The sequence below is a fragment of the Kocuria sp. KH4 genome, assembly GCF_053711175.1.
The window spans coordinates 54,940-72,869 of the sequence record NZ_JBSJYX010000016.1; the positions used below are offsets into that span (position 1 = coordinate 54,940).

General features: G+C 67.0%; 13 protein-coding genes. 7 read left to right on the top strand and 6 right to left on the bottom strand.

The features are described from left to right. Nucleotides 1-27 precede the first annotated feature (27 nt). Genes ACWCOM_RS12380 through ACWCOM_RS12405 form a run of 6 tightly spaced genes read left to right on the top strand, consistent with a single transcriptional unit; the run spans nt 28 to nt 7,576 of the window. Nucleotides 28-828, top strand: a complete 801-nt coding sequence (locus ACWCOM_RS12380) for a hypothetical protein (RefSeq protein ID WP_454549042.1) — start codon at nt 28-30, stop codon at nt 826-828. After that, nucleotides 828-2,489, top strand: coding sequence for a hypothetical protein (locus ACWCOM_RS12385; protein WP_454549043.1), 1,662 nt, complete (start codon nt 828-830; stop codon nt 2,487-2,489). The genes ACWCOM_RS12380 and ACWCOM_RS12385 overlap by 1 nt, the downstream gene beginning before the upstream one ends. Further along, on the top strand, nt 2,486-4,018 hold the full coding sequence (locus tag ACWCOM_RS12390; RefSeq protein ID WP_454549044.1) for an SCO6880 family protein: 1,533 nt from the start codon (nt 2,486-2,488) through the stop codon (nt 4,016-4,018). Before ACWCOM_RS12385 ends, ACWCOM_RS12390 begins: the two co-directional genes overlap by 4 nt. Beyond that, nucleotides 4,018-5,550, top strand: coding sequence for a hypothetical protein (locus ACWCOM_RS12395; RefSeq protein ID WP_454549045.1), 1,533 nt, complete (start codon nt 4,018-4,020; stop codon nt 5,548-5,550). The genes ACWCOM_RS12390 and ACWCOM_RS12395 overlap by 1 nt, the downstream gene beginning before the upstream one ends. Next, on the top strand, nt 5,547-7,223 hold the full coding sequence (locus tag ACWCOM_RS12400; RefSeq protein WP_454549046.1) for a type IV secretory system conjugative DNA transfer family protein: 1,677 nt from the start codon (nt 5,547-5,549) through the stop codon (nt 7,221-7,223). The genes ACWCOM_RS12395 and ACWCOM_RS12400 overlap by 4 nt, the downstream gene beginning before the upstream one ends. Further along, nucleotides 7,220-7,576 (top strand): DUF4913 domain-containing protein, encoded by a 357-nt coding sequence (locus tag ACWCOM_RS12405; RefSeq protein ID WP_454549047.1) that lies wholly within the window; start codon nt 7,220-7,222, stop codon nt 7,574-7,576. The genes ACWCOM_RS12400 and ACWCOM_RS12405 overlap by 4 nt, the downstream gene beginning before the upstream one ends. A gap of 1,169 nt (nt 7,577-8,745) precedes the next feature. Here the strand turns inward: ACWCOM_RS12405 and ACWCOM_RS12410 are convergent. Both ACWCOM_RS12410 and mobF read right to left on the bottom strand, forming a co-directional pair. Further along, on the bottom strand, nt 8,746-9,075 hold the full coding sequence (locus tag ACWCOM_RS12410) for a hypothetical protein (RefSeq protein WP_454549048.1): 330 nt from the start codon (nt 9,073-9,075) through the stop codon (nt 8,746-8,748). Between the two features lie 233 nt (nt 9,076-9,308). After that, nucleotides 9,309-13,826, bottom strand: a complete 4,518-nt coding sequence (gene mobF / locus ACWCOM_RS12415) for a MobF family relaxase (RefSeq protein ID WP_454549049.1) — start codon at nt 13,824-13,826, stop codon at nt 9,309-9,311. A gap of 537 nt (nt 13,827-14,363) precedes the next feature. On the opposite strand from mobF, the gene ACWCOM_RS12420 reads away from it, so the two are divergent. Beyond that, nucleotides 14,364-14,795, top strand: coding sequence for a hypothetical protein (locus ACWCOM_RS12420; RefSeq protein WP_454549050.1), 432 nt, complete (start codon nt 14,364-14,366; stop codon nt 14,793-14,795). Between the two features lie 350 nt (nt 14,796-15,145). Here the strand turns inward: ACWCOM_RS12420 and ACWCOM_RS12425 are convergent, their stop codons facing one another. The 4 genes from ACWCOM_RS12425 to ACWCOM_RS12440 form a co-directional block, all read right to left on the bottom strand. Next, entirely contained in the window at nt 15,146-15,466 is a 321-nt protein-coding gene (locus ACWCOM_RS12425) for a hypothetical protein (RefSeq protein ID WP_454548917.1), read from the bottom strand. A 170-nt stretch (nt 15,467-15,636) separates the two neighbouring features. Next, nucleotides 15,637-15,921, bottom strand: coding sequence for a hypothetical protein (locus ACWCOM_RS12430; RefSeq protein WP_454549051.1), 285 nt, complete (start codon nt 15,919-15,921; stop codon nt 15,637-15,639). Nucleotides 15,922-15,941: 20 nt separating this feature from the next. Further along, the gene (locus tag ACWCOM_RS12435) at nt 15,942-16,643 is read right to left on the bottom strand and encodes a recombinase family protein (protein ID WP_454549052.1); all 702 of its coding nucleotides are present in this window, start codon (nt 16,641-16,643) and stop codon (nt 15,942-15,944) included. Nucleotides 16,644-16,714: 71 nt separating this feature from the next. Then, nucleotides 16,715-16,975 (bottom strand): hypothetical protein, encoded by a 261-nt coding sequence (locus tag ACWCOM_RS12440; RefSeq protein WP_454549053.1) that lies wholly within the window; start codon nt 16,973-16,975, stop codon nt 16,715-16,717. Nucleotides 16,976-17,930 lie beyond the last annotated feature (955 nt).

Below are 17,930 nucleotides of genomic sequence, written 5' to 3' on the forward strand. Positions count from 1 at the left end.
GCACCGCAACGACAGGGAGACCCCCCGATGAACACGAACAACAACAACGCAACCCGGACCCGCCCCCGCTGGTTCGGCCCGGCTCTGATCGCCCTGGTGCTGCTGCTGGTCGCGGTGGCCGGGGTGACCATCCGCAACCTCACCACCGATGAAAGCCAGGCCCAGACCCCCCAGGCCCCTGCTGCCTCGACCGCCCCCGCCCCCGGGGCAGCCGAGGCCGTTGCCCCCCAGCTGGGGGAGGACTTCGCCTGGGACTGCCAAGCACAGCTGAGCACGGACACCTCCTCGGTGGCCGATGAGGCTCCCGAGGTGCAGGACTGGGTGGCCGCCGGCTACAGCGTGGTGCCCTCCTCCCCGGAGTTCGGCGGCTGCGAACGACGGGACTCCGGGTTGCGCGTCGGTTTCGCTCACTCCGAGGCCGGGGCGCTGATGGCTGCGGCGACCTACGCGATGGCCTTGGATCCTTCGGTGAGTGAGGAGGCCGCGGAGGACGTCGAGGTGGCAATGGTGGAAAGTCCCAACCGAGACCAGATCGAGGAGAAGGCCCAACGCATCCGCGACGGACTGGAGCAGGGCGACGACGGGACCACAACGGCCTCGTCCACGTTGCTCGGCTACTCCCAGCTCAACTACACCGATGAGACTGCCTCTTACCAGCTGGTCTACTCCTTCCCCTCGGGCAACGGCTTGGAAGAGAAGGCCCTCGCCCAGGCTGACCTGGTGTGGGAGGACGGGGACTGGAAGCTGGACCCGGCCTCGGGCACGAAGATGATGACGGTCGACCTCCACCAGGGCCAGCCCTACATCGAGTGGGGGCCCAAGGTCTAATGGGACTGCTCGGAGACCTCGCCAGCAGTGTTGCCGGGGACACGGTGGAGAAATTGATCCTGTTCATGGCCGGGTGGCTGGTGGAAATCTTCACCACCATGCTCGACTTCGTGGGCACCTGGTGGCTGAACATCGGCGCCCCGGAGATGGGCGCGGGCTCGGCCACCGAACGGGTGCAGACCGCCACGACGACCTTTGTCGGGGTCGCGGGCATCATCGGAACAGCCTTCGCCGTGCTGCGCATCGCCAGGGATCACAGCCGGGACTCGGCCGAGAACCTGGTGATGGGGCTGATCCGCACCGTGGTGGTCTCCGGGCTGGCGGTGTCGATGGTGTCCCTGTCGCTGGCGGTCACCGATGAGGTGGCCCCGTGGCTGGTGGACACGATCGCCGGCAACGCGGCCCGGGACGGGCTGGGACAGTCGATGGACCTGGACGCTGTGGCCGGGTCCAAGATGGCGCTGACCACCGCTGGAATTCTGATCGTGTTGGCCCCTTTCGCCATCCTCGGGTCGATCCTCAACGCGGCGCTGGTGATCTTCTCCTACGGGGTGGCCGGGGCGCTGTGCGGGCTGCTGCCGATCTTCGCGGCGGCCTCGACCACGGAGCGGGGACGCAAGGCATTCGACAAAGCGGTGGGCTGGCTGATCGCGGTGATCCTGTTCAAGCCGGTCGCGGCCGTGCTCTACGGCTTCGGCCTGGCACTGATGAACGGAATCAGGGGTACCGGCGACGGTGAGGTGGCCAACCATGTGATCACCCTGCTCACCGGGACCGTGATCATCTTCATGGCCTGCCTATCGATGCCCGCCCTGGCCCGGGTCATGGTCCCGGCCGTCAGTGCTGGGCCGCGTGGCATGGGTGCTGGTGGGCTGGCCATGCTCGGTGGCGCGGTGGCTATTGGCGCGGTCACCGCTGGTGTCGGCGCCCTGGCCGCCGGGGCTGCTGCCGGCGCCGGGGCCGCCGGAGCCGGAGCTGGGGCCGCTGGCGCCGGGGCCGCCGGAGCCGGAGCCGGTGCTGGGGCCGCCGGAGCCGGAGCTGCCGGAGCCGGTGCCTCGGGCGCTGGTGCCGCCGGGGCCGGTCCTGGCGCTGGGGCTGCCGGGGCCGGCGCTTCGGGCGCTGGTGCCGGTGCCTCGGGCGCTGGTTCGGGTGCTGGGGGAGGTGCCTCAACCGGCTCAAGTGCTGCCGGGGCACCGGGATCGGCTGGTGCTGGCGCACCTAGCGGTGGGTCTCCCTCGGCCGGTGGGCCGGCCGGTGCCGAGAACGTGGAGAGCACCACGGCCGGTGCAGCTGCCACCTCCGTGCCAGGAACCACGACCGGTGGGGCCTCAGGTGCGGAGAACGTCCAAAGCCCCACTACCGGCGCTGCTCCCAACAGTGCAGCAGGAGCCAGCACCGGCGGGCCCTCGGGTGCCGAGAGCGTGCAGAGCTCGAGCTCTGGCATTAGTCCCGCCACCGGCACCGGTGAAACAAGCGGGCCGGCGGGCGCGGAGCCGGTGGCTGCAACCAATGGCGCGGGGCCGACCGGGCACCCGGCTGGGGAAGGGTCCTCGGCCACAGGCGCCAAGAATCCGTTGATCAACGGCCAGCGGATCGAGTTCGGGCTGCGGGAAGTCGTCCGGGACGCTGAGCAAGCACTAGAAAGTGGTGAGGATCTGTGAGTAGCAACCAGGTGATCGTGCGGCAGTACGGCAACATCGCTGAGGACAAGACGGCTGGGCTGTTGGGGTTCTCGATGGCCTCCACCGTGGTGCTCGGCGTCGGGTCGGTGCTCGTTTTCCTATTCATCATGGCCTCCCAAATTTGGGTGGCCGCCGGCATCGCGGTGGCGGCGTTCATCGTGGCCACGGTGCTCGGCTCCAAGGACCGCAACGGCCGGTCCAAGCCCGAACGCTGGATCGCCCGGGGCATGTTCTCCCGGGCGGAGAAGAAGAGCCGCACCACCTACAAGGCCGGTCCGACCTCGCAGATCCCGGATGGTTCGTTCCGCGCCCCGGGGGTGCTGGCGGCGACCGAGCCGGTGACCTTCACGGACCTGTTCGGGCACCGCGGGGTGATGCTGTGGCACCCGAAGTTGAAGACCGGCACGGTGTTCGTCATCGCCAATTCCTCCGGGCTGGGGCTGCTGGATCAGGACCGGGTGGACCGGATGGTGGGCACCTGGGCGGCGTTCCAGCGCGACGCCGGATCGAACACAGAGCTGGTGCAGGTTTCGGTCACCACCCAGTCCACCACCGACCCCGGCGAACGGCTGCCCGATGCGGTGGCCGTGGGCCGGGCTCAAGCGGGGTCCCAGTCGGTGCCGTCCTTCGCCCGGGCGACGATGGACGAGGTGGTGGCCAACCTGAACCAGGACGTGCCGAAGCTGGAGCAGTGGATCGCGCTCACGTTCAGCGCCCGGGCCAATGAGGGGGAGGGCGTGCCCGAGCGCACCGCCGAGGAGCTGGCCACGGACGTCTCCTCGCTGCTGAGCGGGTTCTTGGAGCAGCTGGAGCAGGCCGGAGCGGGGTCGGTCTCCTTGATGCAGGAGCACGACCTGATCGACCAGACCTATGTCGCCTATAACCCCCTGGCGGCTGCGGCGGTGGAGAAGGCCCGCCTGTCGGAGGCCGGCACGGGTTTGCGCTGGGAGGAGGTCGGCCCCTCGGCGGCACGGGTGGTGGGTTCCCCGGGCCGGTATGAGCACGGTGGGGTGGTGTCGAAGTCGTGGCAGATGTGGCGCCCGCCGGCCGGCACGTTCCGGGAGAACGCGCTGGTGGCCCTGCTGGCCCCGAACTCCGAGATGTTGCAGAAGCGGGTGACGGTGTTCTACCGGCCGCAGTCCCCGGACAAGTCCGCCACCCAGGTCCAGCAGTCGCTGACCAACGCCCAGTTCGCGGCGAACCAGAAGAACCGCCGGCCCACCAGCTCGCAGATCATCGCTCTGGAGAAGGCCCGGAAGGCCGAGCGTGAGCAGGCCGAGGGGGCGTCGCTGGTGCGGTTCTCGATCGTGGTGACCGCCACTGTCGAGCGGGTCGAGCAGCTGCCGCGGGTGGCGGCGACGCTGCGGCGCAATGCCTCCCAGGGGGTGCAGCTGGGGTTGCGGGAGTGCGATTACAACGACGACGCGGCGTTCGCGTTCAACCTCGGCCTGGGTGTGGTCCCGGATGCTGTGGCCACGATTCCGGCTGATGTGCGAAAGGCGCTGTGATGTCTGTTTTCGACCAGCTCACCGACAAGGTCCTCAACACGGTCTTCGGCCGCTCCACCGCCCAGAGCACTGGGCAGTTCCGGGAGCTCACGGAGAAGGGCGTGGACGTCGCCCACGGTGGGATGACCTCCTGGGTGGAGGCACCCCCGGAGTTCACCGCGACCTCCAACCAGACCGCCGGGCTGTGGCCCTTCGCCGTGGGCACCTCCTCCCCGCTGGTGGGGGCGGTGCTCGGGCGCAACCAGCTCAACGGCTCGGTGGTCTGCGGGGACCCGATCAACCTGTTCCTGCGCGGCATCATCTCCTCCCCGTCCTGCTTCATCTTGGGGCTCCAGGCTCGGGGGAAGTCCTCGGTGGCGGTGCGCATGGCCCTGGCCCTGGTGGACCAGGGGTTCCTGTTCGTCGGGGCCAGTGACGTCAAGCCGGACCTGGCCGGTCTCACCGTCGAGGTCGGTGGCCAGGTCATCCGGGTCGCCCCCGGGGTGGGCTCGATCAACCCCCTGGATGCCGGGCCGTTGTGGCGCCGGTTGGGGGAGCTGCCCGAGGCGTTGCAGCGGCAGATGCGCGCGGAGATTCACAGCCGCCGCCTCAACGCCCTGACCGGGTTGCTGGAGCTGGTGTTCAAGGCTCCGCTGGATGCCCGGCAGCAGGAGCCCACGGTGCTCTCAATGGCGATCACCGAGGCCGCCGAGCACGCCGAGGCCCAGGGCCGGCAACCGATCATCCAAGACGTGGTGGACGTGATCACCGCCGCGCGGCCGGCGATCATGGCCGCCATCCTGGTCGATGACGAAACCTCCTATCGGGGGCAGGTGCGCAACCTGCTGGCCGGGCTCAACGCTCTGGGGGCACATGGTCCGTTCGGGGACGTGTTCTGCCGGCAGACCAGTGAGGAGATGCACATCGACCAGTCGGTGGACTTCGACCTGTCGGCCATCGACGAGACCCTGCTGGACCTGCGGGCCGCGGTGCAGATCGTGTGCTGGTCCTACGCCCAAGCCGGGATCTCCGCGGCCAAGACGTTGGCCGAGGCCGGGCTGATGGAAGAACGCCACCACCTGATGATCATGGACGAACTGTGGCAAGCCCTGCGCGCCTCCGAGCTGCTGGTCCACCAGATCGACGGCATCACCCGCCTGAACCGCACCAAGGGCCTCGGGCAGCTGCTGATCACCCACTCCATGAAAGACCTCCAGCTCTCCACCGAGGAGCTGACGAAGATCGCCACCGGGTTCATGGAACGCTCCTCGATGAAGGTCCTCGGTGGGCTGGCGCAGAACGAGATGGGGATGCTGGAGACCGTCTTCCCCCTCTCCGAGCAGGAGAAGGCGCTGCTGGTGGCCTGGTCGGCCGAGGGATCGGTGAACCCCAAGACCGGGCGCACCTCCCCGCCCCCGGGACGGGGCCGCTTCATGTTGAAGACCGGGGAGGCCCCGGGGGTGCCGTTCCAAACCAACCTCACCGCCGGAGAGCTGCGGGTCCACGACACCAATGCCGCCTGGGCGGCCGCACAGGCACGGGTGAACGCATGAACAACGAGCAGAACAAGAGTTTCATCGGCATCCTGATCCTGTTCACCGCCGTCATGGGTGCGGTCGCCCTGGTGCACCTGGGGAACGTGCTGACCCCGGTGACCGGAGACCTGCCCTGGAACCCCTTCACCTTGGGCATCCAGCTGGCCACCGGGGCGGTGGACTGGCCGACGGCCGCGACCTTCCTCGTTGGCATCGAGGTGCTCGCCGGTCTCGCCGCGCTGATGGTGTGGGGCACCCGCACCCCGTCCAAGACCCAGGAAGCCGCCCGCCGGATGAGTCCTCCGGGCCGGATCAACCCCGCCATGGCTGCCGCTCGCTCCACGGAGGCCCACCGGCTGCACCCCGAGGCCGAGAACATCGGCCCTGGTCTGACGATTGGGCTGGTGGGTAAGAACCCGATCTATCAGGGCTGGCGGGAGTGCTCGGCCCATGTGTGGGGCACCGGCCGCGGCAAGACCACCTCCCAGGTCATCCGCCACGCGACCGAGGCGCCCGGCGCGTTTGTGATGACGTCGAACAAGGTGGACGGGGTGGCCGAGGTCCTAGCCGCCCGCACCACCACGGGCAGCACCGTGTGGCTGTTCGACCCCCAGCGCATCTGGCGCGACAGCACCCGCCCGGCGATGATCTTCAACCTGCTGGCCACCGTCACCGACACGGTCTCCGCCGGGGAAGTCGCCTCGATTTTCCAGACGGCCTCCGCCGCCGGCTCGGCCGGCGGGAAGGGTGATCCGCAGTTCGACTCCCAGGGCCGCGACTACCTTTCCTGGTGCCTGCTGGCAGCGGCCAAGAGCGGTAAAACGCTGGCGGACGTACTGCGCTGGGTGTCTTCGGCCGCCTTCATGGAACCGGCCCAGCTGTTGAAGCAGGCCGGGCAGACCGGGCCTGCTGCGGCGTTGGAGGGCATGGGGGATCAGCCGGAGGACACCCGGGGGTCGGTGGCTGCCAGTGCCCAGCGCATGTCCTCGGCCCTGGTGCATGACGAGCTGCTGGCCTGGACCACTCCCACCCCGGGGGTGCCGGTGTTCAACCCGCACTGGTTCGTCACCAGCCGGGACACCCTGATTCTGCTGACTCAGGACGCCGCCGGCTCCGGGGCGGCGTTCGTCTCGACCCTGGTCTATGCGGTGGTCACCGCCGCCCAGCAGGCGGCCCGCCGGGCTGGTGGCCGGCTGCCGGTGCCTCTGGTGGCTGATCTCGATGAGGTCGGCAACGTGGTCAAGCTCAAGCAGCTGCCCGAGTGGTATTCGTTCTTCGGGTCGATGGGCATCGTGGTCTCGGCCTACTTCCAAACCCGCGGACAGGGCGTGGACATGCTGGCCCGCACCGGGTGGGACACCCTGTGGTCGGCCGCCGCGGTGAAGGTCTACGGCGGTGGCTCCGATGACACGGAGTTCCTGGAGTCGCTGCGCAAGCTCATCGGCACCTATGACGCGAAGGTGCGCAGCACCTCCACCTCCCGGGGAGTGGCGTCGCGGTCGGTCCAGACCCAGCAGCGCGACATCATGCCGGTCTCCAAGCTCTCCGAGCTGCCGGCCGGGCACGCCTGGGTGAAGACCTCCACCGGGGGCGGCACGATCGTGCGCACCGTGCGGTGGTTTGAGGACAAGGCTTTGACAGCCCGGATCACCCCGGTGCTGGAGCGGATCACGGAAGGACAGCGGCGATGAGCGAGCAGCAGGCAGAGACGGATCAGGCGTACACCCCGGAGGAGTTCGTGGAGTGGGTGGAGCGGTTGGTGGCACGGGTGGAGTCCGTGGACATGAACCAAGCCATGCGCTGGTGCCCGCAGTGGTGGGCTCACACCGAGGCCGTGGACCGATTCAAGTCACTCTATGAGGAATGGGTGGTGTGTCAGGCCGGTGGTGGCATGTCGGCTTGGTGGACCAATCACTTCGACCGCCACGCCGCCGTGCTGTTCACCAAACGCGGTCCCTTCGGGGAGTGCGGGACCTCCCACGTCGAGAAAAGCTTCCGACGCACGCTGGCCTGCGAACGCCCTCCCGCCGACTGGTCGTGGTGATCACATAGACCTGGGGCAGGTCGCCATCCCTTCCCAGTAGGCGTCCTGCTTCCTTCCAAGGGACAGGCACTCGTGCGCTGTCCCGCAGTGGCCGGGGTCCCTTCTTCGCAGCGGACCCTGGCCACTGTCATACCCGTAGAAAGGTGTCACGTCCGATAACGCCGATCCGCCCGTTGCCTAGAGCATGTTGGCCCCAAATTCACGTTGACATTCGAGTAGACGGGCGAGATCAAGTGGTTGATAGCTCAAGGGTATGAACAGGGTCGCCATAGGAGCGCAATCTCACGCCAGGCGATGGTGTGAACCTCTGTGACTTGAACGTGATGGAGTTGTCATCTTGCAAATCATCCGTGACTTATATCACTTTGCATGTTTCTCTGTAACCAGAGTGGTCGCCCCCATCGTCCACCTACTCCTACCCCCGGGGAGACAAAATGTTCAGAAGAAGCCTGGCCATTTTCACAGCGGTAGTCTTTAGTACCACCATTGGCGCAACGGCAGCCAACGGGAGCGCTACAGCAAACACATCCACAAACCAAGTCACCGGAGTAAAAGAAGGTGGCGCCACGGTCTTTGATACGGAACGAGCTGAAATTACGGTTCTCCCAGCCGCTGGCCCTCAGCCTTCCGATACCCAATTGAGCACCATGGCGGCGGCAATAACTTGCACCCTGAACGTCCAAAACGTCCATGCCTCAATACATGTTACCGGCACGATTAACGGCGTTGCGCGAATTAATTGCACGAGTGCCGTAAGCCAAATGACGTTGCATTACTCGCTTATCCGAGTGTCCCCCAACCCCACCCAGTGGGGTGGGCCAACGGTAACCAACACTGGGCGATCATCAATTCAAACCAATAAGGCAGTAAGCTGCGGACAAGGACCAGGTTCATTCCGAGGTTGGGGACAGGGTATAGTCACCCCGCCTCCCGGGTACACGCTCTCTGGATCTGCCACGCAAACAAAGTACGGGAGCACACTTTGGGTTTCCTGCGGAGCCTCAGCCCTAACTGCCTCGGAAAACGAGGCACTAGCTGATGGCGAGACCGTCTCCTTTACATTCATCCGCTCTGACTTGGCTTCCTGACAACGAAAGGCATACTGAGGCCCACCTGGCGTCAAATCGATTTTAACAAATCGATTTGACGCCAGGTGGGGTTCCGAGGTTTTACTCTTCTGTAAATTCGCCGAACTTAACAGTAACTCCTCCTTCTTCATTAGGGTCATTTCCAAGCAAACGAAGAAGACCGGTCTTTCGCGGCACCCCAAATCGACCCACAGGCCATTCCTCCACCTCCGCAAATATTTCAAACCGCCGCCCTTGAGAATGTTCGCCCACCCAAAAGATAACTTCATTAATGTCTTTAACGTCCACAAGAATATAAGCATCGAGCATCCAGGCCCCTTCAGGCACTGGTTGCTGCCAAAAATTTACCCGATAGATGGGTGAGTCGACGAAGCTTTTCGGTTCAGCATGAATCGTTTCGAGTACGCGCATACTCCTTAGCGTACGATCCAATGAGAAAATTAAACAAGTACCAGTGAGTAGATTCGTGAGCACTTGACCGTCTTCTAGTCAGACTTGCTCACCACCACCTTGATTGACGAACGCTCATCTAAGCACCATCGCCAGTGAGTCATTGTTAAACGGCAACATGGGCGTTCTAGCAGTATCCAATTCTGCTCCAGACCCACCCACGTTCCCGCCCACACCCCAACTGGTAAAGGATCTTAGAAACTGCGGCCGCCGTCGCGGCGAACACGGTCAGCTGCATCGCGCGTCGCTGCCGCAGTCTCCTCCTGCTGGCGGGACTTCTGCTCGACACGATTAGCGGCCTTGAAGCGCTTGATGACCTCGGCCTGGCTGCGCTCCAGGTCAGTTGTCATGGGCTTCCTGGTGGCGTCGTTGTGGGCGTTCTCGGACACGGTGGGCTCCTTCTGCTGAGCAACCGGCGTGGGGGTCGCCGGCTCGTGGGGGGCAGCTGCCTTGGTGGTCGGGGTGGCCTGCTGGGTCTGGGCCCGGTGCTGGGCCACGACGTGAGCGATCAACTCCTCCCTGGTCAGCACCCGCCGGGTCTCCTCGGCCACCGGGGCCGTGGCAGCCGCGGTGACGGCGGCCTCCCGGGCCTGCGGTGCCGGCAGCGGGTCGGCGGCCTCGGCGCGGGTGGCGCGTAGCGCCTCCACGGCCTCCTGAGCCGGTGCCGGGGTGGTGCGCACCCGCTCGGCCACGTGCGCCTCATCGACGGCTTGACGAACCTGCTCGGGGGTCTGTGGGGCGGCGGTGGTGAGCGCGGAGTGCTTGTGCAGCGCGGTGGCCCGTACCACCAGCGCGGCCGCCACTGGGTCTTGCTGGTGGGCCTGGGGGATCGGCGCCGTCTCATGTGCGGGGACGTTGTAGCGGTTTCGGTATGCCTCGACCTCGGCGGCCACCTGGTGCCATTCGGCCGTCTTGGTCGGCTTGGCCGGCACCGGGCCCAGCGCGGCGGTCCACTCGGGGCGGGTCTCGGCCAGCTCGGTGCCGCGCACCATGACGCGCTCCTCCAGCCGGGTCCGCAGCCGCTCCAGCTGCTCCCGGTACCGGGCCGGCACCTGCGGGTCGGTGATCAGTGAGGTGGGGGCCAGGTTCTCGCTCACCCGGCGCCCGTCCGCCACCGGGGCCGGTGCCGGGGTCTTGGCGGTCACCGCGCGCACCTGCTGCTCGGCGGTAATCGCCTCCCCGATCGACACGTCAGAGTCAGTGCGGGTGCGCTCACCCCGGGCGATCTGCTCCACCGCCGCCTGCTCCGGGGACAGCCCCGCCCGGCGCTCTTGCTCAGCACCCATCGTGCGGGCGGCCCAGTCCAGGTGCAGCGATGTGGTGGACTCCCACAGCTCCGGGGGCAGGGCCAAGTTCTCAGCCTCCGCACTGGCCTTCGCCTCCGCCAGCTGGGCCGAGGGCACGAGCGCGTAAGGGTGGAAGGCCCACTGTGGGTCATCGACCGTGGGCTGCGCCTGGGCGGACCCCGCGCGCTCGGCCAGCCGCTCCAGGTGCTCGTCGGTGAGGTTGCCCAGGGGCCGGCGGTCGGTGTTGTCCAAGACGCGCTGGGCGGTCTCGATCTGCTGCTCCAGCCGCCAGGCCAGCACCGCGGCCGGGTCCTCCGCCCCGCCAAAGCCGCGCTGATGCACCGCCCGGTTCAGGAGTTCGGCTGGGTCCATGCCGGCCTCTTGGGCCATGTGCAGGTGCGTGGATACGGCGCCCCACGCCTCGGTGTTGGTGAAGTCCGCGGCCTTGTCCGCACCCATGACCTCCACGGCCATCGCACGGGTCTTAGCGGTCCAGGCAGCGTCGGCGGTCTCGCGGTAGACCTCCCCCAGAGTGGCGACGTCGCCGGTGCGCATGGCCTCAGCCGCGACGGTTTCGTGTGCGGAGAGGTTCCGGTCGTAGGCCCCGGCGATGCTTTCCAGCACCTCATCCCGGGACTGACCCTCGCTCAGGGCGACATAGAGCTGGTTGGTCTCGCGTCCTCGGGTGGCGGCCACATAAGCGGCAGCACGGTCCGTAGCGGAGTCCACGATGGCGTGGGCGGTGTCCACGGTCGCGCCCTGGGCCCGGTGCACCGTCGCCGCGTAACCGAGCTGTCCGTGCTGGGCCAGGTAGTCGGCGTCCAGGGTGATCTTGCCGCCGTGGCCGGTGTGGCGCAACGTCGCGGTGTCCGCCCCGACTTTCTCCACGGTCCACACATCGTTGTTCTTCACGAAGTCCTTACCGCCGTTGAGCTGCAAGGTCCGGTCGTTGCGGCGGGTGACCACCACGTCTCCGGTATGCGCCAGAAGACCGTCGCGCAGCACCACGGATTCGCCGCTGGCATCGAGGGCGCCGGTGGCAATCCGTGCCGCCTGAGCCCGGGCGTTCAGCTCGTTCACAGTGGTGTTGTCGGTGGCGATCAGCAGGGACCGCTTACCCGCCTGGGTGTCGGTGATCCACGCGCGCAGGGCGGTGTCGGTCATCGCTTCGGTGTCCCCGGCGACCACCCGGCGGTTCTCCAGGTACCAGGCCCACGGCACGTCCGCGCCGGCCGCCGGCGGCTCGCGCAGCGCCAGCGACGCGGCCGCTTCACCCTCGGTGCGGAAGCGGTGGACGGCCTCCAGACGGGTCGCCCCCACCTGGTTATCGAGTAGCCGCAGGGCACCGCCGGAGCCGATCGCCCCGAGCTGGCGGTCATCCCCGATGGCGCGCACCACGGCCCCGTGCCGGGCCGCCACGTTCACGAGCTCGGCCAGTTTCGGGGTGGTGACCATGCCGACCTCATCGAGGATCACCACGTCCCCCGCACTCAGCTGGGCCGCCCCGGTGCGCCCCGTGCGGTGAGCGATCAGGAAGGCATCAATGGTCGTGGCTTGGGCCCCAATATCCTGCGACATGACGGCGGCCGCGGCCGCCGTGGGGGCCAGGCCGACGACGTTGCCACCGGTCGCCCGGACCGCATCGGCGGCCAGGGCCAGGCTGGTGGTCTTGCCGGCACCGGCCGGTCCGATCCCCAGACTGAGCAACTTCTCATCGGTGGCGAAAGCCCGGGCCAAGGCCACCTGCCCGTCGCTCAGGAGCCCGGTGTGGGCGGCCAGCACCTCCTCGAACCGCTCCGCCGACACGGCCGGGATGACGGTGCGCTGAGCAGCGGCGAGCACCTGGTGCTCGGTCTCCAGCACCTCCCGAGAGGTAAACACCTGAGCGTCAGACCGGATGAACTGGCTGGTGCCATCGGCGCGGGTGAACTCCGCCAAGCGCGGCACATCAGCGTGCGGGGTGACCGACAGACTGTGCGTGGTGGTGGCCTCGCGCACCACCTCGGCCACCAGCTCATCGGGCACGGTGCGCCCGATCATGGCCTCTTTCAGGTGCCGGCGGGTCTGCGCCTGGACGTGGTTCACACTCCAGGTGGCCCGCTTCTGCGACAGCTCATGGACGACCAGGCGGGCGTGCTCGGCCACGTCGATCTGTGCCGCATCGGGGCCTGCCGGCAACCCGGTGGCGACCGCGCGCACATGGGCCAACAGGTCCTCTCCCACCGGCATCTGCACCTGCTCGCGGTACTCCTTGCCCCACGCCTCGACCAGCTCGGACAGGCGCCGGGCGGACTTCTTGGCGGGCCGGGATTCCAGGGTGGCTTGCTGGGCCAGGGCGATCTTCTGCTTGGCAGTGGGGGCGTAACCGTGGCGGTCGGTGAACTCCGCGTGCAGCCGCTCCACGGTCCCGGCAATGTCGGCCCGGCGGGAGGAGGCGTGGTGGATGGCGTCCAGGTCCACCCCCGCAATCTCATAGATCGGCTCGTCCCCACCGGCTATCCGCGGCACCGCGGCGACCCCCAGGGACGCGGTGACCTTCTCCATCACCTTCGCGTTGTAGGTCTCCGAGGCGGACACACCCATGCGGTACAAGGTGCGTCCGTCCAAAGCCGACCACTTGCCGTCCGCGCCCAAGACCTTGTTGGAAATGACCACGTGATCGTGCAGCTGGGGGTCCCCGTTCCGGGAGTCATAGTGGCGGAACTGGGTGGCCACCAACCCGCCCTCGACGTCGATCTGGCGCACCCCGTTGTACCCGCGCCGGGTGAAGGTGGCCTCTTGCTCCAGGTAGCTCAGGGTCTCCGCGATGGCCTCGTTGTGCGCGGCCTCGACGGCCTTGCGGGCCTCGTCCCCGCCCAGGGCCCAGAGCAGGGAGACCGACTTGGCCGGGGAGAACACCAGGTCATACCCGGCCACAGTCTGTTGCTTCGCGGTGGTCTGAGCGGTGATGAACCGGCCCAGCTCCTCCTTGTTCCGCACGTCGCGCCCGTGCGTCTCCCGGAACAGCTGGCCCGCGACGCGACCGCGGATCGCCTGTCGTTCCTCGCGGGTCGGGGTGGTACCAGTGGTGCGCTCGTGCCGGGCGATTTCCTCGTCCAGGCGGCGGGTCAGCTCCGTGTTGGCCGTCGCATAACGGCGATAGGGCCGCCCCAAAGCCACATTTTTCGCGGTGCCACCATCGGCCAGAATGCGGTCCGCGTCTGGGTGGATACCCTCCCCGAACAGAGCGGCCATCTGCGCCTCAGTGACCTCCCCGGACACCCCCAGCAGCTCCTTGGAATGGGCGACCCACTGCCCCGGGGGCATGCCCTCGACGGTGTAGTAGTCACCCAGCTTCCGGCCTTCAGCGCGCAGCTCATCAGCGGAAGCGACCTCGGACGTGTAGTAGGCATAACCGTCCCCCGCGCTGAGCTTATGGACGGTCATCACAGGGCTGATTCTCGCGTGTTCGGCCTCGGTTATCAACAATGCAAGAGGTGTGACGATCTGACAGGGCGTGGAAGGCCGATGCGAGCTTGCGAGTCATCGGGCTGGAGCGACCCAGAAAGTCCGTCACGACCGTGACGCGGTTGTGCCCATGAGACTGATCTTGTGGGCAGGGGATGCCCAGGGAGGACGAGGAACGAGGACGAACCGCAGCGCATCAGCTGTCCACACGATCAGTCGATTGGGTGCAAGCGAAACCAGGTTGTCCACATGTGGTGTTCGTGTGGACAACCTGCACGAGGTTTGGTGGGGGCTGTGGGTCCGGTGGAGAGACCGGAGGATGAATCTCGGAAGCGGTCCACGGCCCCCATCAAAGCTCACGACACTGCCGCCGGGCAGGCGCCCTCTCTCGCGCCGCCGGCTCGGGTAGCGGAACGGGCGGCGGAATGCTCGGGGTGGAGAAGTTGGTCTATGACCGTTAGGGCGCGTTTGGTGTTCAATGGGATGGAATGGTGTTGCTGATGTGAAGGAGGGACGATGGCGCAGCGTAAGAGTGCGACCAAGACCGAGGCGCGGGAGCGGGCCCGCCGGGCGGCTGCGGAGTCGATGGCTCGGGAGCAGCGGTTACTGGGACTGGGTGAGGAGTTCTTCGTCGCCCAGGGCGAGGCCGAGCAGATCATGGAAACCGCTGAGCAGCGGATCGAGGAGATTCGCGCCAAGGCGGCCCAGGATGCCGCCCGGGCCAAGGAGGATCAGATGCGCGTGGTGGCCGGCATGAAGGGTGAGCGGGTCACGGTGCCCGAGATTGCGCAGCGTCTGGAGTTGTCGGTTGCTGAGGTGCGCGCATTGTTGAAGGAGTCCTCAGCCCACACGTCAACAGAGCCCGCAGACGTGTCCAGCGACAACGACGATGTAGAGCTGACCCACGATGATGCCGAGGCGTCCCAGCGTGAAACCGTCAGCGTGTAACCCATTCACTCTCGACTCACAGGAGCAATGATGACCGCCAAACCAACATCTCCGACTTCGACCTGGGTCCGCGTATCGGTGGCCGGGATGGTCGCCGCAGCTGCACTGACCGGCTGCGCCCCCTCCTCGATGCCCACCACCGGGGCGTCTTCGGGCCTCGAAACGGTAGGGGCGGATGTGACCTCATGCCTCACCGATCAGGGGTGGGAGGTGTCCCACGTGAGTGCGGACGGCTTCCAGGTAGAGGCCGGCCTTCCCGTGGACCAGCAAGACGATGTTCAGCTGGCCTGGAGCGAGTGCGGAGGAACTCCCGCGACGTATTCGGTTCCGCTTCCGGGATAGACCTGTCCTCAGAACAGGGTGGGGTGGTCGGGGTCGATGCCGTGCACGAGCTCGCGCACCACGTCCTCGTCCCACCCGCGGGTTTTCAACTCCTCGCGCAGCTGCCGGGACCGGGCCGAGCGTTCGGCCCGCGACAGCCGCCGCCACCGGGCGGCGGTGGCCGAGGGCATCCGGCCCTTCATCGCCCGATCGGCCATGTTCTCCGACCGGCTGCCCAACAACAGGTGCGTGGAGGGCTCCAGGCTCGCGTGCACGCACAGCGGCACGTCGCACCAGTGCAACGCGGTCAGCCCCTCGATCGCACCCAGCCCACCGTGGACGGTGGCCAAGGAGAAACGGTGAGCAGCAACGGCTCTCTGACCGTTAGCGGTGGGTAGCCAGAAGCGGCCATAGCCGTCATCACTGATCGCCCCGAGCCACAACCAGCACGAGTCGGGCTCCGGGCCTTTCAAGACGTGGGAGAAGAAGCGTCCTATAGCTTCGCCCGAGATGATCCCACTCATCGACGCGTCACCCGAGTAGACCACCGGGACGCGGAGATGGCCGCGCCGATACCCACGGCGAACACAGCGCCGGCGCGCACGAGCACGGGGGCCTCGGTGCGGAACAACAGTGGTAGGAATGGGCCCCAGAACAGCATCACAGCCGCGGCCGCGCCTAGCGGAACTCGTACACGCAACGGAACTCTTGCTACTGACAGCAGGGCCCACAGGGCTCGACGGTAGATCATGACCACGATCCCCAGCGCAAAGCCGATAATCCGGCAAAACAGCAACGGGTTCATGGCAGTGACCTTTCGTAGGGTTACTTCTTCGGATAGCTCATGGATGCGCTGGCAGCTGCCTCGGCGTCCCAAACGTCAATCTCATCGGCCGGCAGCTCGATACTCACGTGCGCCAGTGATTTGATCTCCCCCCGCAGCACCCGACCCACCGCCCCTTTGGACACTCCCACCCGGCGGTGGATCTTGTAGTGGGACAGCCCCGCCCGGTGCAGCCGGTGAATGGCGCGCACCTGCTCGGGGGTGATCGGGGACTTCCGCCCCAGCTGCACCCCGCGGGCCCGGGCGGCCTCCAGTCCATCCTGGACGCGCTCCACGATCAGTGCCCGTTGGTACTCGGCCATCGCCACGAACACGTTGAGCTGGAAGCGCCCGGCCGGGGTGGTGGTGTCGATGGTGTCGGTGAGGCTGCGCAGCGCCACGCCGCGGCGGATCAGCTCGTCAATCGTGGTGACCATGTGGACCAGGGACCGTCCCAGCCGGTCCAGGGAGTACAGCACGAGCGTGTCCCCCTCTCCGGCTTCGGCCATGAGCGCTGCCAGGCCCGGCCGGTCGGCTTGGGTGCCGCTGATCTTGTCGGTGAAGACCAGCTTCGCCGGCACTCCGGCCTCGGTGAGTGCGCGCAGCTGCACGTCGAGGTTCTGGGAGGTGGTGGACACTCGGGCGTAGCCGAGCAGCCGGCCGGGGTGACTCGATTCTGGGCTGTTGTGAGCTTTTTGAGTCATCGTCTATCGAGTCCTGGATTTCGAGTCGGGATTTGGGAAGCTGTGGCCGGCCCTCGTCGGCGGGCCGGCCACTATGGATTCCGGACCAGGGACCGGTAGAGCATGGAGCGGTCGATACCCAGCTGACAGGCCACCTGGGCTTTGGGCACCCAGGTGGTGATCAGCTCGCGGGCGGTGGCCAGTTGCTCGGCGGTGAGCTTGCGGGCCCAGCCCTGATGGATCCCACGGGCCTTGGCCGCGCGGATGCCCCCGGCCTGTTGCTCCCGTGATCGCCCCTCCAACTGGGCGAAAGAGACCATGATGTTCAACTGGAACTCCGCGAACTGGTCCACATCACCAGGTTGGAAGGTGACCCGCTCGTGGACGACCGCTAGAACCCAGTGGTGAATCCGTCCGGCGCCCAAGGGTCAGCATTCAGACGGCATCGACACCGGGGTGTCAGCGAGCACCTGACCTCCACCGGAGTGCTCCTGGGACGGACCTGACGCTACGGCAGGTGATGTCTGGGCACGCCGCATACACCGTCGGGAAGCGCTGCGCCCGGATCGGTTGCCGCCCCACGACCAGATGAAATCACCACTGACTGTTGGAGTGGATCGGCGGTGCCCGGTTCCGCGATCCCTGCCATCGCCGTCAACTCCCCACGACCGACCAGCGCCACCAGACCGACCATCAACAGCCAGGACGGGGCGCCCGGCTCGGAACAGAGCCGGGCACCCCTGCTGCGCCCAGGGCGCATAACTAGTACCAGTCGAAGGAAACGCCAGGCGACTCCCCCCGGAGACGCCTTCCGACTCGTCGTCGGGCTCCAGCCCCGACACCTAGCTCTTAGTAAGTTAGCTGATTAATGGGTGGTCATGTCAATATGCCTTACCCCACCCGACGCTTGCCCCGTCCGCGCGCCACTCCACTCCGGGGCGCGGGGACGGCATCAGAATTCCTCCCCTGACCATCAGTGCACCGGGCCCACGACGTCGGCCCGGCAGGGCTGAAGCAACCAACACGCATCAAGACCCGGCTCGGCGCGGCGGATTCCGCGCCCCCATCAGTGAAAACAGGAGCTAGCTCATGCCACCACAGGTTGCACATCCGACACGCACCCGACCCAGTGATGCCTCGAACCAGCGACGCGTGGTCTACCTTTCTTCCCCTCGGCCGCAGTGGTGAATGACCGCACGGGCCATTCCTCGCCACCCAGAGGGCTCACTCTTGGTAAAGCCATTGGTCAGCGGGCTGATTATCTGTAGGGTATGGGACAGCAGCCGAACGTACCCATCCGCCCCGGCG

Coding starts and splice junctions, on each gene's coding strand:
- ACWCOM_RS12380 (WP_454549042.1), top strand. CDS start 28: ATGAACACGAACAACAACAACGCAACCCGGACCCGCCCCCGCTGGTTC.
- ACWCOM_RS12385 (WP_454549043.1), top strand. CDS start 828: ATGGGACTGCTCGGAGACCTCGCCAGCAGTGTTGCCGGGGACACGGTG.
- ACWCOM_RS12395 (WP_454549045.1), top strand. CDS start 4,018: ATGTCTGTTTTCGACCAGCTCACCGACAAGGTCCTCAACACGGTCTTC.
- ACWCOM_RS12400 (WP_454549046.1), top strand. CDS start 5,547: ATGAACAACGAGCAGAACAAGAGTTTCATCGGCATCCTGATCCTGTTC.
- ACWCOM_RS12405 (WP_454549047.1), top strand. CDS start 7,220: ATGAGCGAGCAGCAGGCAGAGACGGATCAGGCGTACACCCCGGAGGAG.
- ACWCOM_RS12410 (WP_454549048.1), bottom strand. CDS start 9,075: ATGCGCGTACTCGAAACGATTCATGCTGAACCGAAAAGCTTCGTCGAC.
- mobF (WP_454549049.1), bottom strand. CDS start 13,826: ATGACCGTCCATAAGCTCAGCGCGGGGGACGGTTATGCCTACTACACG.
- ACWCOM_RS12420 (WP_454549050.1), top strand. CDS start 14,364: ATGGCGCAGCGTAAGAGTGCGACCAAGACCGAGGCGCGGGAGCGGGCC.
- ACWCOM_RS12430 (WP_454549051.1), bottom strand. CDS start 15,921: ATGAACCCGTTGCTGTTTTGCCGGATTATCGGCTTTGCGCTGGGGATC.
- ACWCOM_RS12435 (WP_454549052.1), bottom strand. CDS start 16,643: ATGACTCAAAAAGCTCACAACAGCCCAGAATCGAGTCACCCCGGCCGG.